Source organism: Stenotrophomonas sp. YJH_SMC_21 (genome assembly GCF_059369555.1).
On record NZ_JCAFSU010000009.1, the window covers coordinates 28746 to 43696 of the forward strand.

The window sequence follows — 14951 nt, forward strand, 5'->3', positions numbered from 1 at the left end:
CGACGGGGCCTCCTGCCGAGGTCTGCATGTCTTCCCACGCCCCCGCTCATCCCGTTGCCCCGGCCGATCTGGCTGCACCGTCCATCGTCGTGCACAAGTTCGGCGGCACCTCGGTGGCCGATGCCGAACGCTACCGCCATGTCGCGGGCCTGCTGCTGGCCCGTCCCGAATCGCTGCAGGTCACTGTCGTTTCGGCAATGAAGGGCGTCACTGACGCGCTGATCGAGCTGGCCCAGCTGGCGGCCAAGGGCGACGAAGCCTGGCGCGAGGCCTGGCATGCGCTGCGCGCGCGTCACCGTGGCGCCGCCGTGGCCCTGCTGGGCGAGCAGGTGGGCGAGACCGTCGAATGGATCGACGCCCGCTTCGATCAACTGGCCGAAGTGCTGGCGGCGCTGGCGGTGATCGGCGAGCTGCCGCGCGAAGTGCTCGACCGCGTGCAGGGCCTGGGCGAAGTATTCTCCGCGCAACTGCTTGGCACCCACCTGCGTGCCTTGGGCGAAGACTGTGCGGTACTCGATGCACGCGACGTGCTGGTGGTCGGGCATGGCGAACTGGGTGTGGATGTCGACTGGGAGTCCAGCGCGGACCGCCTGGCCAAGTGGCGCCTGCGGCATCCGCAGATGCGCCTGGTCGCCACCGGTTTCGTTGCCCGTGACCGCCATGACCGCATCACCACGCTCGGCCGCAATGGCAGCGACTATTCCGGCGCGATCTTCGCCGCGTTGTTCAATGCCGATGAACTGCACATCTGGACCGACGTCGACGGCGTGCTGTCGGCCGACCCGCGACTGGTGCCCGAAGCGGTGCAGCTGGAATCACTGAGCTACGACGAGGCCTGCGAGCTGGCTTATTTCGGCGCCAAGGTGGTGCACCCGCAGACGATGTCGCCGGCCATCCGCCTCGGCCTGCCGATCTTCATCCGCAATACCTTCCAGCCGGCGCATCCGGGGACGCGCATCAGCGCCGAGCGCTCGCCGCGCGGGCCGGTGAAGGGCCTGACCCTGAGCCCCGGGCTGTCCCTGTTGAACCTGGAAGGCACCGGCCTGATCGGTGTGCCCGGAACCGCCGAGCGCGTGTTCGCGGCGCTGCGCCAGGCGCAGGTGTCGGTGGTGATGATCTCGCAGGGTTCGTCAGAGCATTCGATCTGCTGCGTGGTGCGCGCTGCCGAAGCGGCGCGTGGCCGTGAGGCACTGCTGCACGCGTTCGCGCATGAACTGTCGGTAGGGCAGGTGCAGCGCGTGCAGGTCAGTGAGGGCGTCAGCGTGCTGGCGGCAGTGGGTGACGGCATGGCCGGCCAGCCCGGTGTGGCGGCGCGCCTGTTCGAGGCACTGGGGCGTGCGCAGGTGAACATCCTGGCGATCGCGCAGGGCTCGTCGGAGCGCAATATTTCTGTGGCGGTGGACAGTGCCGATGCCACCCGCGCATTGCGGGCCGCACATGCGGGCTTCTGGCTGTCGCCGCAGACGTTCGCGGTCGGCGTGATCGGGCCGGGCAACGTCGGCGCGGCACTGCTGGACCAGCTGCTGGCGGCCCGCCCGCAGCTGCTGGCCAAGGCCAATGTGGATCTTCGCCTGCGCGCGCTGGCGTCGCGTTCGCGCATGCGGCTGGAAGTGGATGGCCTGCACGCCGATTGGCGGGAGGCATTGCAGGACGCGGGCGAGCCCAGCGACCTGGATCGCTTCACCGAACACCTGCTGGCCGCGCACCTGCCGCATGCGGTGGTGATCGACTGCAGTGGCAGCGCCGACGTGGCCGAGCGCTATGAGGGCTGGCTGGCAGCCGGCATCCACGTGGTGACCCCGAACAAGCAGGCCGGTGCTGGCCCGCTGCCGCGCTACCAGCGCATCCGCGCTGCTGCGGCGGCCAGTGGTGCGCGCTTCCGCTACGAAGCCACGGTGGGCGCGGGCCTGCCGGTGATCACCACGCTGCGTGATCTGGTCGATACGGGCGACGAGGTGCTGGCGATCGAAGGCATCTTCTCCGGCACGCTGGCGTGGCTGTTCAACCGCTTCGACGGCAGTCAGCCGTTCTCGCAGCTGGTCGCGCAGGCGCGGTCGATGGGCTACACCGAGCCGGACCCGCGCGATGATCTTTCGGGCGTGGACGTGGCGCGCAAGCTGGTGATCCTCGCCCGCGAGGCCGGCCATGCGCTCAGCCTGGAACAGGTACAGGTGGAAAGCCTGGTGCCGGCGCTGCTGCGCGACGGCAGCGTGGATGACTTCATGGCGCGGCTGGGCGAGTCCGATGCCAGCCTGTTGCAGCGGTTGCAGGACGCGCGGGCGCGTGGCGCGGTGCTGCGCTACGTGGCACAGCTGGGCGCTGACGGTGCCTCGGTGGGCCTGCAGGAACTGCCCGCCGACCACGCCTTCGCCAACCTTCGGTTGACCGACAACGTGGTGCAGTTCCGTACCCGTCGCTACTGCGACAACCCGTTGGTGGTGCAGGGTCCGGGCGCCGGCCCGGAAGTCACCGCCGCCGGTGTGTTTGCCGACCTGCTGCGGGTCGCGGCCGGTGAAGGAGCGCGCCTGTGATCGCACGTGCGTTCGCGCCGGCCTCGGTGGCCAACGTAGCGGTGGGCTTCGATATTCTCGGTCACGCCATTTCCGGTGTTGGCGATACCGTGAGCGTGCGCCGCATCGACGAGCCGCTGGTGCGCATCGAGGCGATTCGCGGCAGTGCCGTCGAGCTGCCGCTGGAGGCAGCCGGGAACACCGCCGGCGCTGCGCTGATGTCACTGCGCGACGGCCTGGGCCTGGACTTCGGTTTCGCGGTGGAGATCGACAAGGGCATTCCGTTCGGTTCCGGCATGGGCGGTTCGGCAGCGTCATGCGTTGCTGCGCTGGTTGCCGCCAACGCGCTGCTGGATGTACCGCTGTCGCGCGAGGCGCTGTATCCGTTTGCGCTCGATGGCGAGGCGGTGGCCAGCGGTGGCCGCCACGGCGACAACGTGGGGCCGCTGCTGCTGGGTGGTTTTGCGCTGTGTACGGCCGACCGCCTGCTGCCAATTCCTGTGCCGGCGGCCTGGCACAGCCTGCTGGTGCATCCGCACGCGGTGCTGGAAACACGCCGTGCGCGCCAGGTGCTGCAGGGCAGCTACGCGCTGGGTGAATTCGTGGCACAGAGTGCGAACCTCGCGCTGGTACTCAGTGGTTGCCATCGTAGTGATGCGGCGCTGGTGCGGGCTGGATTGCGCGATGTGCTGGTGGAACCACGGCGGGCCGGCCTGATTGCAGGTTTCGAAGCAGCTCGCGATGCGGCGCTGTCGGCCCATGCAATGGGGGCGGGCATCTCCGGTGCCGGACCCAGCGTGTTCGCCTGGTTCGAGGACGCCGACCAGGCCCGCGCCGCTGCCGCACCGGTGCAGGCGGCATTTGCCGCCGCCGGTTTCGACAGCGATGCCTGGGTGTCGCCGCTGGATGCAGCGGGAGCCCGCTTGTGCTGAATCCTTCCCCTTTACTGGATACCGAACCCATGCAATTTGTTTCGACCCGGGGTCAGTCCCCGGCCGTTGGCCTCAGTGCGGCGATCGCTGCAGGATTGGCGCCCGATGGAGGGCTGTATGTTCCGCAGGTGCTGCCGGCGGCACGTGAGCTGCGGGCCGGCGCAACGCTGGCCGATACCGCCGCCGATCTGCTGGCACCGTTCTTTTCCGGCGACGCGCTGGAGTCTGCGTTGCCGTCGATCTGCCGGGTAGCGTTCGACTTTCAGGTTCCGCTGCGTGCACTGGGCGGCGGTGACCATGTGCTGGAGCTGTTCCATGGGCCGACGGCGGCGTTCAAGGATATCGGTGCGCGCTTCCTGGCCGGAACACTGTCGCGGCTGCAGGCCGGCAAGGACCGCGATCTGACGATTGTTGTCGCCACGTCTGGCGATACCGGCGCCGCCGTTGCTGCGGCCTTCCATCGCCAGCCCGGCGTGCGCGTGGTGGTGCTGTATCCGGATGGCCGCGTGTCACCGCGCCAGGCGCATCAGCTCGGTTGTTTCGGCGACAACATCCAGGCGCTGCGCGTGGCCGGTGCCTTCGACGATTGCCAGGCGATGGTCAAGCAGGCACTGGCTGACCGCGAACTGCAGGCGCAGGTGCCGCTGAGTTCGGCCAACAGCATCAGCCTCGGCCGCCTGCTGCCGCAGATGAGTTATTACGCGCATGCGGCGTTGTCCCATTACGCGACGCATCGTCGTCGGCTCAACCTGGTGGTGCCGACCGGCAACCTTGGCAATGCGATGGCGGCCGTGCTGGCGCGCGCGCTGGGCGTGCCGATCGGGCAGATCGTGCTGGCCACCAATGCCAATGCGGTACTGCCGGCGTACTTCAATGGCGGCGACTACCAGCCGCAGGCCAGCGTGGCCACCGTGGCCAATGCAATGGACGTAGGGGCGCCCAGCAACTTTGAACGCCTGCGCTGGCTTTACCTCGGAGATGACGCCGAGCTGCGCGCTGCGTTCCGCGCGTTCGCGGTGGATGACGTGACCATCCGCGCGACGATTGCGGCGGCGCATGCCAGCAACGGCGAACTGTTCTGCCCGCATACGGCCGCAGCGGTGAAGGTGCTGCAGGACCTGCGTGCGCGCGGCGCCAAGGGCGACTGGGCGGTGGTGGCCACGGCGCACCCGGCCAAGTTCGAGGCCGTGGTCGAGCCGCTGATCGGCGAAACGGTGGCGGTGCCGCCTGCGCTGGATGCGTTGCTGCAGCGGCCCGCGCACGCGGAACCGTTGGCCGCGGAGTATGCGGCGTTGCGCGAGGTGTTGCTGCGTTGACCGGAGATGGACGTGGTTGCCGGCCAGCGGCCGGCACTACCCGTGCTGCGTCCACTTGGTAGTGCCGGCCGCTGGTCGGCAACCCAGCCAACCGCGATGCGGTCAGATCAACCCTTCACCGGCCAGCGTGCGCAACCCGTCCTCGTTGAGGATCTCCACCACGTTCAGGTGGGGCAGGGCGATCAACCCCTGCTGGCGCAGCTTGGTGAAGGTACGGCTGACCGTTTCCATGGTCAGGCCCAGATGGTCGGCGATGTCGCCACGCCCCATCGGCAGCGAGACGCGCAGGCCATCGCCACCCAGCTTGGCCTCGCGCGCGGCCAGGCGCAGCAGGAAGTCGGCCACTTTCTCGGCCGGCTGCAGCCGCGCCAGTGCCAGCGCGGCATCCTGCGCGGCGTCCAGCTCCTGGCAGGCACGCTGCAGCAGCTTGCGTTCCAGGTGCGGGAAACGGCTGCGAAGCGCCTTCATCTGCGGCAGCGCGACACGGCATACGCGGCTGTCTGCGATGGCCTCGATATCGTAGCGGTGGTGGTCACTGCCGCTCAGGCCCAGGTAGTCGCCGGGAAGCACGAAGCCATTGATCTGGCGGCGGCCATCGGCCAGGGTGCGCACCAGGCGCAGGGCGCCGCCGGTCAATGTATAGACATGGTCGCGCTCTTCGCCGGTGCGGGCCAGGGTACTGCCCATGCTGACCTGCTGGGAAACGGTGACCTGTTCCAGTGCCTGCACTTCATCGGGCGACAGCGCCGAGCACACCGCAAGGTGGCGAACCGAGCAGTGCAGGCAGTCCAGCGTGTTGCAGGACGGCGAGGCGGGATCGTTGGTGGCGGGCGGAGCGCCGGAAGGCCGTGACATGTTGCGGGGGCGTATCGCGGGCGGGGAGGGCCTTATGATACTTCAAGCGGCCGTTCGACCCTGCCCGAGGCGGGGGCGCTAGAATGTCGCCCCCTCCCACGTCCCGTTCCAGCAGGAGTTCCGCCCGTGATCAAGCCCCGTACCCCGCCCGGCACCCTTGAACTGTTGCCGCGCGAGCAGATTGCGTTCCAGCGCATGCTGGACGTGATCCGTCGCAACTACGAGCGCTTCGGGTTCCTGCCGGTGGAGACGCCGGTGTTCGAGCTGTCCGACGTGCTGCTGACCAAGTCCGGTGGCGAAACCGAGCGCCAGGTGTATTTCGTGCAGTCCACCGGTGCGCTGGCCAACGCCGCCGAATCGGGTGACCGTTCGCTGCCGGAAATGGCGCTGCGCTTCGACCTGACCGTGCCGCTGGCGCGCTACGTGGCCGAGCACGAGCATGAACTGACCTTCCCGTTCCGTCGCTACCAGATGCAGCGGGTGTACCGCGGCGAGCGCGCCCAACGCGGCCGCTTCCGTGAGTTCTACCAGTGCGACATCGACGTGATCGGCAAGGACAGCCTGAGCGTGCGATACGACGCCGAAGTGCTGGCGGTCATCCACGCGGTGTTCTCGGAACTGCGCATCGGTGACTTCAGCATCCAGCTGAACAACCGCAAGCTGATGCGTGGCTTCTTCGAGAGCCTGGGCGTGGCCGAGGGCGAGCGCCAGCTGGCAGTGCTGCGCGAAGTGGACAAGCTGGACAAGCGCGGCGCCGATTACGTGCGCGAGACGCTGGTGGGCGAGGGCTTCGAGATTCCGGCCGAGCAGGTCGAGAAGATCCTGGCGTTCGTGGCCGTGCGTTCGCAGGGCCATGCCGATGCACTGGCGCAGCTGGCCACGCTTGAAGCCGACGCCGGTTCTTCGGAGATCCTGCGTACCGGCGTCGCCGAACTGCGCGAAGTGCTGCAGCTGGTGCAGGCGCTGGGCGTGCCGGAAACCGCGTACTGCCTGAATTTCTCCATTGCGCGCGGCCTGGACTACTACACCGGCACCGTCTACGAGACCACGCTGACCGACCACCCGCAGATCGGTTCGATCTGCTCGGGCGGCCGCTACGAAGACCTGGCCAGCCACTACAGCAAGTCGAAGCTGCCGGGCGTGGGCATCTCCATCGGCCTGTCGCGCCTGTTCTGGCAGCTGCGCGAAGCCGGCCTGATCGATGGCATCGAGGGCAGCAGCGTGCAGGCGCTGGTGGCGCTGATGGACGAGCAGGGCATGCCGCAGTCGCTGGACATCGCGCGCCGCCTGCGCGCCGGTGGCATCAATACCGAAGTGCAGATGGAGCCGAAGAAGATCGGCAAGCAGTTCCAGTACGCCGCCAAGGCCGGCATCCGCTTCGTGGTGCTGGTCGGTGAGGACGAGCTGGCGCGCGGCGTGGTGGCAGTGAAGGACCTGCTGCGCGAGCAGCAGTTCGAAGTCTCCCGCGACGAGCTGGCCAGCACCCTGCAGGTCGAGCTGGAGCAGTCGAAGGTGATGTAACGGCCCCTGGCAGCATGCAGCGCTTCAACGAAACGCCCACCAACCGGTGGGCGTTTTCGTTTCCGGGCCCCGTTCCGGGGTCAGAGCCGTTTTCCTCTGGAAAACAGATCCGACCCCGGCCGTCCCAACAGCTCGCGGCCACCTGTCGAGGGCGGGGTCGGTCCGGAACCCAGCTGTGCCGATGCTCCGGCCTCTGCGGGTGCGGGGCAGCAGCCCTGCCGCACCCTCAACCCTCGATTTGACGCACTGCGCAAGAATGCGATAATGTACTAACGCGCTATTACATTGATGCATGGAAACGACCCCGTGAAAGCCCGCCCCGAAATTGCCGCCAAAGACCCGAAGGCCGACCTTGAAACCCTGGCCCGGGCCTTTGCCGCCCTGCGCGAGCCGGAACAGGTCGAGGCCTTCCTGCGCGATCTGTGCACACCGGCCGAGCTGGAAGCCATGGCCGACCGCTGGAAGGTGGTGCCGCTGCTGCAGCAGGGCGTGCCGTACCGCGAGATCCACGAGCGCACCGGCGTCAGCGTGACCACCACCGGACGGGTGGCACGCACCCTTGAGCATGGCCATCGAGGCTATGCCGCCGCCATCGACCGCCTTGCCTCGCGCTGATCCGCGCCCCGTTCCGAACTTCGAGACCTCCCCCATGAGTGCAACCCAGGCAGCGCCGGCACGAGACCGGCTGCGTATCGCCATCCAGAAGAGTGGCCGGCTGGCCGAACCCGCGCGCAACCTGCTCAGCGCCTGCGGCCTGAGCTGGCGCGAGAGCCGCGACAAGCTGTTCTGCTACGGCGAATCGCTGCCGGTGGACCTGCTGCTGGTGCGCGACGACGACATCCCCGGCCTGATCGCCGACGGCGTCTGCGACCTCGGCATCGTCGGCCGCAACGAGCTGGACGAGCAGGCCGCGGCACGTCGCCAGATCGGCCTGCCAGATGCCTACCAAGCACTGCGCGGACTGGGCTTTGGCCAGTGCCGGCTGATGCTGGCGGTACCCGAGGAGTGGCAGTGGCAGGGACCGGCGCAGCTTGCCGGTGCCCGCATTGCCACCAGCTACCCGGCCATCCTCAAGCAATGGCTGGCCGAACAGGGCGTGGACGCACAGGTGGTCGAGCTGTCCGGGTCGGTGGAAATCGCCCCGCGCCTGGGTACCGCCGACCTGATCTGCGATCTGGTCTCCAGCGGCGCCACGCTGCGCGCCAACCAGCTGACTCCGGTGCACAACCTGCTCGACAGCGAGGCGGTGCTGGCCGGTGCGGTGCGCGTGCCGGATGATGCACGTGCATCGCTGCGCGCGATGCTGCTGCGCCGCCTCGACGGCGTGGTGCAGCGCCAGGACCGCAAGCTGTTGATGTTCCGCGCCAGCGAGGATCGCGTCGACGCGCTGGCGCAGCTGCTGGCCGATGCCGAGCCGCTGGTGCGGCTGCCGGCCGACGGCGGCGCACTGCGCCTGCAGACCATGTGCCCGGGCCCGCTGAGCTGGCAGCGCATGGAGGAACTCGAGCGCGCCGGCGCGCAGGGCTTGATGGTACTGAGCGTGGAGCGGTCGCTGGCATGAACCGTCTGATCTGGTCCCGACTTGATGAGGCCGCGCGCAGTGCGGCACTGACCCGCCCGGTGCAGACCGTGGCGCAGCAGACCCGCGATGCGGTGGCTACGCTGATTGCACAGGTGCGCGGGCAGGGCGATGACGCGCTACGTGCGATTACCGCACGTTTCGACGGCGTCGAGCTGCCATCGTTCGAAGTGAGCGAAGCCGAGTTCGCAGCGGCCGATGCCGCCGTCCCCGCCGAGCTGCGCCAGGCGATGGTCGAAGCTGCCGAACGCATCGCCCGTTTCCACGCCGCCGGCATGGGTACGGGGTATGCCGTGGAAACCGCACCGGGCGTGGTCTGCGAACGCATGCTGCGCCCGATCGGCCGGGTGGGCCTGTATGTGCCGGCCGGCAGCGCACCGCTGCCGTCCACCGCGTTGATGCTGGGCGTGCCCGCGAAGCTGGCCGGCTGCCCGCAGGTGGTGCTGTGCACGCCGCCACGCGCCGACGGCACGGCCGATCCTGCGGTGCTGGTGGCCGCACGCCTGACCGGCGTGCAGCGCGTGTTCAAGCTGGGCGGCGCCCAGGCCATCGCTGCGATGGCTTACGGCACGGCCAGCATTCCGGCCTGTGACAAGCTGTTCGGGCCGGGCAACAGCTTCGTCACCGAAGCCAAGCAGCAGGTCGCACAGGACGGCGCCGCCGCCATCGACATGCCGGCCGGTCCCTCCGAAGTGCTGGTGATTGCCGATGCAGGTGCAAACCCGGCGTTCGTTGCAGCCGACCTGCTGTCGCAGGCCGAGCACGGCCCGGATTCGCAGGTGCTGCTGCTGACCGACGATACCGCGATGCTGGCGGCGGTCGAGGCTGAAGTCGAGCGCCAGGTGGCCTTGCTGCCGCGCCAGCAGATCGCATGCCAGGCACTGTCGGCCTCGCGGCTGATCCAGGTCGACTCCTTGGACGAAGCCTTCGCGATCAGCAACCGCTATGCACCGGAGCACCTGATCCTGGCATTGCGTGATCCGCGTGCGTGGCTGGACAAGGTGCAGGCGGCCGGCTCGGTGTTCCTGGGTGATTACACCCCCGAGGCACTGGGCGACTACTGCAGCGGCACCAACCACGTGCTGCCCACCGCGGGTGCCGCACGTGCCTACAGTGGTGTCGGTGTGGCCAGCTTCCAGAACCTGATCAGCGTGCAGAGCGCCAGCGCCGCCGGCCTGGCAGCGATTGGCGGCTGCGCGCGCATCATCGCCAGTGCCGAAGGCCTGGATGCACATGAACGTGCGGTCGCAGTGCGCATGGAGGTGGCAGCATGAACGCGGCTATCGATGATGTGCTGGCACTGGTTCGCCCGGATCTGCAGGGCTTCGCCGGCTACAGCTCGGCGCGCAGTGCGGCGGTGCAGGGCGAGGTCTGGTTGAACGCCAATGAATCGGCCTGGGCCAATCCCGCTGATGCCGCGGGCAGCAGCCGGCGCTATCCCGAACCGCAGCCGTTGGCATTGCGTGAGGGACTGGCGGCGCTGTACGGCGTGACGCCACAGCAGCTGCTGATCGGTCGCGGCAGCGACGAAGCCATTGATCTGCTGGTGCGCGCGCTGTGCGTGCCGGGCCGCGATGGCGTGCTGGTCACGCCGCCGGTGTTCGGCATGTACGCCGTCTGTGCACGCCTGCAGGGCGCCGCATTGATTGAAGTGCCGCTGGTGGACAGCGAGGATGGCCTGCGCGCCGACCTGGATGCGGTGATCGACACCGCCAGGGCGCGCAATGCCAAATTGGTGTTCCTGTGCGCACCGTCGAACCCGGCCGGCAGTGATATCGCCCTGGACGAGGTCGAACGGGTGGCGGTTGCGTTGCGCGGGCAGGCACTGGTGGTGGTGGACGAGGCCTATGTCGAGTACGCGCAGCGTCCGTCGGCGACCACGTTGCTGGCCGCGCACGCCAACCTGGCGGTGCTGCGCACGCTGTCGAAAGCACACGCGCTCGCGGCCGCGCGCATTGGAACGCTGATCGCCGCCCCGGAACTGATTACCGTGCTGCGGCGTTGCCAGGCGCCGTACCCGGTGCCGACCCCGTGCGCCGAGCTGGCCGTGCAGGCCCTGCAGCCGGCCGCGCTGGCACGCACCGCCGAACGCGTGGCCACGGTCATCGCCGAGCGCGAACGCCTGCGAACGGCACTGGCCAGCCTGCCCGGTGTACGCCGGGTGTACGCCTCGTCCGGCAACTACCTGCTGGTCCGCTTCGCCGATGCGCAGGCGGCGTTCGATACGCTGCTTGCTGCAGGGGTGGTGGTGCGCGACCAGCGCGCCGCGCCGCAGCTGGGCGATGCGCTTCGCATCAGTATCGGCAGCCCGGAAGAGAATGACCGCGTGCTCGCGGCCCTGTCGGCGCGGAGGGCCGCAGCATGACCCCGATCCTGTTCATCGACCGCGACGGCACCCTCATCGAGGAGCCGTCCGATTTCCAGATCGACGCCTACGAGAAGCTGCGCTTCGTGCCGCAGGTGATCCCGGCGCTGCTGAAGCTGCGGGATGCCGGCTACCAGTTCGTGATCGTCACCAACCAGGATGGCCTGGGCAGCGACAGCTACCCGCGTGCCAGCTTCGATGGCCCCAACGAGCTGATGCTGCAGATCTTCGAAAGCCAGGGCATCACTTTCCGTGACGTGCTGATCGACTGCAGCTGGCCGCACGACAATGCGCCGACCCGCAAGCCGGGCATCGGACTGATGACGGCTTATCTGCAGGACCGCAGCATCGACTGGGCGCGTTCGGGCATGGTCGGCGATCGCATCACCGACCTGCAGTTTGCCGACAACCTCAACATCCGCGGTTTCCAGCTGCGCACCGCGCAGTTTGGTGGCGAGTGGGATTGGCCGGGCATTGCCCATGCGCTGGCCGATGCGCCGCGCACCGCCGTGGTCCAGCGCAACACGAAAGAAACGAAGATCCGCGTCGAACTGGACCTGGATTGCGCGGGTGATGCACGCATCTCCACCGGCCTGCCGTTCTTCGACCACATGCTGGAACAGATCGGCAAGCACGGTGGCTTCGCGCTGGACATCCAGGCCGAGGGTGACCTGCACATCGACGAACACCACACCATCGAGGATACGGGGCTGGCCCTGGGCCAGGCGCTGCGCGAGGCGCTGGGCGACAAGCGCGGCATCGGCCGCTACGGTTTCACCCTGCCGATGGACGAGACGCTGGCCAGCGCTGCGCTGGACTTCAGTGGCCGCCCGTACTTCGTGTTCGAGGGCGAGTTCAAGCGCGAACGCGTGGGCGATATGCCGACCGAGCTGGTGCCGCATTTCTTCCGCTCGCTGTGCGATGCCAGCGGCCTGAACCTCAACCTGCAGGTACGCGGCGACAACGATCACCACAAGGTGGAGGCGTGCTTCAAGGCCCTGGCCCGCGCGCTGCGTCCGGCGCTGGCCCGGCAGGGCACGGCACTGCCGAGCACCAAGGGGGCGCTGTGAGTGACGTTGCGCTGATCGATGCCGGCGGCGCCAACCTGGGCTCGGTGCGCTACGCACTGGAGCGCCTGGGTGCGACTGTGCGGCTGGTGCGCGATGCGGACGGTCTGGTCGGTGCGCAGCGGGTGATCCTGCCCGGCGTCGGCGCCGCCGGTCCCGGCATGCAACGCCTGCATGCGCAAGGCCTGGTGGAACCGCTGCAGCGACTGGAGGTGCCGCTGATGGGAATCTGCCTGGGCATGCAGCTGCTGTTCGAACGCTCCGAGGAGGCGGGTGTGGAGACACTGGGACTGATTCCCGGCGTGGTGCGCAAGCTGGTGCCGGCCTGCGGCATCCGCGTGCCGCACATGGGCTGGAACCGCCTGCTGCCGCTGCGCGAATCGCTGCTGCTGCGCGGCGTGCCGGAGCGTGCCAGCGCCTACTTCGTGCACAGCTACGCGGCCCCCCTCAATACCCACACCGTCGCTGCCTGCGACCACGGCGGCCTGTTCACTGCCGTGGTGGAGCAGGGGCGCTACTACGGCGCACAGTTCCACCCCGAGCGCTCCGGCGAGACCGGCTCGCTGATGCTGCGCAATTTTCTCGAGGGCACTGCTGCATGAGTTTCATCGTCTACCCCGCGCTGGATATCCGCGACGGCCGCGTGGTGCGGCTGCGCCAGGGCGACTACGCGCAGGAAACCTCGTATGGCGACGATCCGTTGCCACGCGCGCAGGCCTTCGCCGCGCAGGGTGCGCAGTGGATGCATCTGGTCGATCTGGACGCTGCGCGCGCCGGTGGCTACACGCTGGCGCCGCTGCTGTCGTCGATCCGCGCGCAGACATCGCTGCAGGTGCAGACCGGCGGCGGCGTGCGCGGCCGCGACGATGTGGCGCGCATCCTCGATGCCGGCGCCGGTCGCGTGGTGGTCGGCTCGCTGGCGGTGCGTCGCCCCGATGAAGTGGTCGGCTGGCTGGAGGAATTCGGCGCCGAGCGCATCACGATTGCGCTGGACGCGCGCCAGGACGCACAGGGGCAGTGGCAGCTGCCGGTGCACGGCTGGACCGAGAATGCCGGGGTGACCCTGGATGAGCTGGCTCAGCGCTACGCGCGCGCCGGCATGCGCCACCTGCTGTGCACCGATATCGCTCGGGACGGCATGCTGGCCGGGCCCAACATCAGCCTCTACCAGCACCTGTCGGCGCTGCTGCCGGGCGTGGCCGTGCAGGCCTCCGGTGGCATCCGTGACGTGACCGATGTGGCCGAGGCGCGTGCCGCCGGCTGCGGCGGTGCGATTCTCGGCAAGGCACTGCTGGAGCAGCGCATGGACCTGGCGGAGGCACTGGCATGTTGAGCCGCCGCATCATTCCCTGCCTGGACGTGCGCGATGGCCGTGTGGTCAAGGGCGTGCGCTTCCGCGACCACGTCGACATGGGCGACATCGCCGAGTTGGCGCAGCGCTATCGCGACCAGGGGGCGGACGAGCTGGTGTTCTATGACATCGGCGCCAGCCCCGAGGCGCGTTCGGTCGACGTGGCGTGGATCGAGCGCATCGCACGCTTGATCGACATTCCGTTCTGCGTGGCCGGTGGCATCGACAGTGTGGAAACCGCGCGCCGCGTGCTGTTTGCCGGTGCCGACAAGGTGTCGATCAACTCGCCGGCGCTGGGGCGCCCGGAGCTGATCACCGAGCTGGCGGACGAGTTCGGCGTGCAGTGCGTGGTGGTGGGCGTCGATTCGGTGCGCGAGGCCGACGGGCAATGGCGGGTGCGTCGTTTCAGCGGCGATCCGGACAAGACCCAGGCGGTGCCGCTGCGCACCCTGGACTGGATCGTCGAAGCACAACGGCGTGGCGCGGGCGAGATCGTACTGAACTGCATGGACAGCGATGGCGTGCGCCGTGGCTACGATGTCGTGCAGCTGCAACAGGCGCGGGCACTGTGCCAGGTACCGTTGATCGCCTCGGGCGGTGCCGGTGCGATGGAGCACTTCGCCGAAGCCTTCGACCAGGCCGACGTCGACGGCGCGCTGGCCGCCAGCGTGTTCCACAGCGGCGCCATCGCCATTCCAGAATTGAAGCGCTACCTGCGCGGACAGCAGATCGAGGTGCGGGATGTCTATTGAAGTCAGGCCGTCGTTGGACGCATTGCAGGCGCTGGACTGGGCCAAGGGTGACGGCCTGCTGCCGGCGGTGGTTCAGGATGCCGATACCCTGCAGGTACTGATGCTCGGTTATGTCAGCGCCGAATCGCTGGCGGCCACGCTGGCCATCGGCCACATGACCTTCTTCAGCCGCAGCAAGCAACGGTTGTGGACCAAGGGCGAGCAGTCCGGCAACGTGCTGGTGGTGCAGTCGATCAGCGTCGACTGCGATGCCGATACTTTGCTGGTGATGGCACGGCCGGCGGGGCCAACCTGCCACACCGGTGCAGAGAGCTGCTTCGACCAGGCGCCGAAGGATTTCCTGGGCGGGCTGGGCCAGCTGGTGGCGATGCGTGAGGCGCAACGCCCGCCGGGCAGCTACACCACCAGCCTGTTCGAGGGCGGCATCCGCCGTATCGCACAGAAGGTGGGCGAGGAGGGCGTGGAGACCGCCCTGGCGGCGGTGGCGCAGGATGATGAGGCGTTGCTGGGCGAGGCCTCGGACCTGCTGTACCACCTGCTGGTGCTGCTGCGCGCGCGCGGGCTGTCGCTGGATGATGCGCGCGCGGTGCTGGAAAAACGCCATCGTTGACGTGTGGTAGTGCCAGCCGCTGGCCGGCAAGCCCCGGATGCCCGACGTTCATGAGGCTGCCGGCCAGCGGCCGGCACTACCGGCATGCGTCAT

The 14951-nt window shown here is 68.6% G+C and carries 14 protein-coding genes; 13 read left to right on the plus strand and 1 reads right to left on the minus strand.

Annotated elements, in window-relative coordinates; translation table 11 throughout:
- Positions 1-26 precede the first annotated feature (26 nt).
- Genes thrA through thrC form a run of 3 tightly spaced genes read left to right on the plus strand, consistent with a single transcriptional unit; the run spans position 27 to position 4758 of the window.
- Complete coding sequence (gene thrA / locus AC5P67_RS13155) at positions 27-2531, plus strand: bifunctional aspartate kinase/homoserine dehydrogenase I (protein ID WP_099524040.1); 2505 nt, start codon at positions 27-29, stop codon at positions 2529-2531.
- Positions 2528-3442, plus strand: coding sequence for a homoserine kinase (locus tag AC5P67_RS13160; RefSeq protein ID WP_099524038.1), 915 nt, complete (start codon positions 2528-2530; stop codon positions 3440-3442). Before thrA ends, AC5P67_RS13160 begins: the two co-directional genes overlap by 4 nt.
- Positions 3443-3471: 29 nt before the next feature.
- Positions 3472-4758: a threonine synthase gene (thrC, locus tag AC5P67_RS13165; RefSeq protein ID WP_495214762.1), complete on the plus strand. Its 1287-nt coding sequence runs from the start codon at positions 3472-3474 to the stop codon at positions 4756-4758.
- Between the two features lie 102 nt (positions 4759-4860).
- Here thrC and AC5P67_RS13170 read toward each other — a convergent pair whose 3' ends face one another.
- Entirely contained in the window at positions 4861-5613 is a 753-nt protein-coding gene (locus AC5P67_RS13170; RefSeq protein ID WP_111687206.1) for a Crp/Fnr family transcriptional regulator, read from the minus strand.
- A 126-nt stretch (positions 5614-5739) separates the two neighbouring features.
- On the opposite strand from AC5P67_RS13170, the gene hisS reads away from it, so the two are divergent.
- From hisS to hisIE, 10 genes are all read left to right on the plus strand, one after another.
- Complete coding sequence (hisS, locus tag AC5P67_RS13175) at positions 5740-7134, plus strand: histidine--tRNA ligase (RefSeq protein WP_150359776.1); 1395 nt, start codon at positions 5740-5742, stop codon at positions 7132-7134.
- Positions 7135-7440: 306 nt separating this feature from the next.
- Positions 7441-7749, plus strand: a complete 309-nt coding sequence (locus AC5P67_RS13180) for a YerC/YecD family TrpR-related protein (protein WP_150359777.1) — start codon at positions 7441-7443, stop codon at positions 7747-7749.
- 34 nt (positions 7750-7783) lie between these two features.
- The gene (gene hisG / locus AC5P67_RS13185; protein ID WP_012480030.1) at positions 7784-8695 is read left to right on the plus strand and encodes an ATP phosphoribosyltransferase; all 912 of its coding nucleotides are present in this window, start codon (positions 7784-7786) and stop codon (positions 8693-8695) included.
- Complete coding sequence (gene hisD / locus AC5P67_RS13190) at positions 8692-9987, plus strand: histidinol dehydrogenase (protein WP_495214764.1); 1296 nt, start codon at positions 8692-8694, stop codon at positions 9985-9987. The genes hisG and hisD overlap by 4 nt, the downstream gene beginning before the upstream one ends.
- Positions 9984-11078 carry a histidinol-phosphate transaminase gene (gene hisC, locus AC5P67_RS13195; RefSeq protein WP_043035078.1) on the plus strand — a complete coding sequence of 365 codons (1095 nt, stop codon included), beginning with the start codon at positions 9984-9986 and terminating at the stop codon, positions 11076-11078. Before hisD ends, hisC begins: the two co-directional genes overlap by 4 nt.
- Positions 11075-12148 (plus strand): bifunctional histidinol-phosphatase/imidazoleglycerol-phosphate dehydratase HisB, encoded by a 1074-nt coding sequence (hisB, locus tag AC5P67_RS13200; protein ID WP_005409428.1) that lies wholly within the window; start codon positions 11075-11077, stop codon positions 12146-12148. The genes hisC and hisB overlap by 4 nt, the downstream gene beginning before the upstream one ends.
- Entirely contained in the window at positions 12145-12747 is a 603-nt protein-coding gene (gene hisH, locus AC5P67_RS13205) for an imidazole glycerol phosphate synthase subunit HisH (protein ID WP_024956882.1), read from the plus strand. Before hisB ends, hisH begins: the two co-directional genes overlap by 4 nt.
- Positions 12744-13478 (plus strand): 1-(5-phosphoribosyl)-5-[(5-phosphoribosylamino)methylideneamino]imidazole-4-carboxamide isomerase, encoded by a 735-nt coding sequence (hisA, locus tag AC5P67_RS13210; RefSeq protein ID WP_005409430.1) that lies wholly within the window; start codon positions 12744-12746, stop codon positions 13476-13478. Before hisH ends, hisA begins: the two co-directional genes overlap by 4 nt.
- Positions 13472-14248, plus strand: coding sequence for an imidazole glycerol phosphate synthase subunit HisF (gene hisF, locus AC5P67_RS13215; RefSeq protein ID WP_005409431.1), 777 nt, complete (start codon positions 13472-13474; stop codon positions 14246-14248). The genes hisA and hisF overlap by 7 nt, the downstream gene beginning before the upstream one ends.
- Positions 14238-14858 (plus strand): bifunctional phosphoribosyl-AMP cyclohydrolase/phosphoribosyl-ATP diphosphatase HisIE, encoded by a 621-nt coding sequence (gene hisIE / locus AC5P67_RS13220; RefSeq protein WP_005409432.1) that lies wholly within the window; start codon positions 14238-14240, stop codon positions 14856-14858. The genes hisF and hisIE overlap by 11 nt, the downstream gene beginning before the upstream one ends.
- The last annotated feature ends 93 nt before the right edge of the window (positions 14859-14951 follow it).

Coding starts and splice junctions, on each gene's coding strand:
- hisG (WP_012480030.1), top strand. CDS start 7,784: ATGAGTGCAACCCAGGCAGCGCCGGCACGAGACCGGCTGCGTATCGCC.
- hisIE (WP_005409432.1), top strand. CDS start 14,238: ATGTCTATTGAAGTCAGGCCGTCGTTGGACGCATTGCAGGCGCTGGAC.
- hisC (WP_043035078.1), top strand. CDS start 9,984: ATGAACGCGGCTATCGATGATGTGCTGGCACTGGTTCGCCCGGATCTG.
- AC5P67_RS13170 (WP_111687206.1), bottom strand. CDS start 5,613: ATGTCACGGCCTTCCGGCGCTCCGCCCGCCACCAACGATCCCGCCTCG.
- hisB (WP_005409428.1), top strand. CDS start 11,075: ATGACCCCGATCCTGTTCATCGACCGCGACGGCACCCTCATCGAGGAG.
- thrC (WP_495214762.1), top strand. CDS start 3,472: ATGCAATTTGTTTCGACCCGGGGTCAGTCCCCGGCCGTTGGCCTCAGT.
- hisA (WP_005409430.1), top strand. CDS start 12,744: ATGAGTTTCATCGTCTACCCCGCGCTGGATATCCGCGACGGCCGCGTG.
- thrA (WP_099524040.1), top strand. CDS start 27: ATGTCTTCCCACGCCCCCGCTCATCCCGTTGCCCCGGCCGATCTGGCT.
- hisD (WP_495214764.1), top strand. CDS start 8,692: ATGAACCGTCTGATCTGGTCCCGACTTGATGAGGCCGCGCGCAGTGCG.
- hisF (WP_005409431.1), top strand. CDS start 13,472: ATGTTGAGCCGCCGCATCATTCCCTGCCTGGACGTGCGCGATGGCCGT.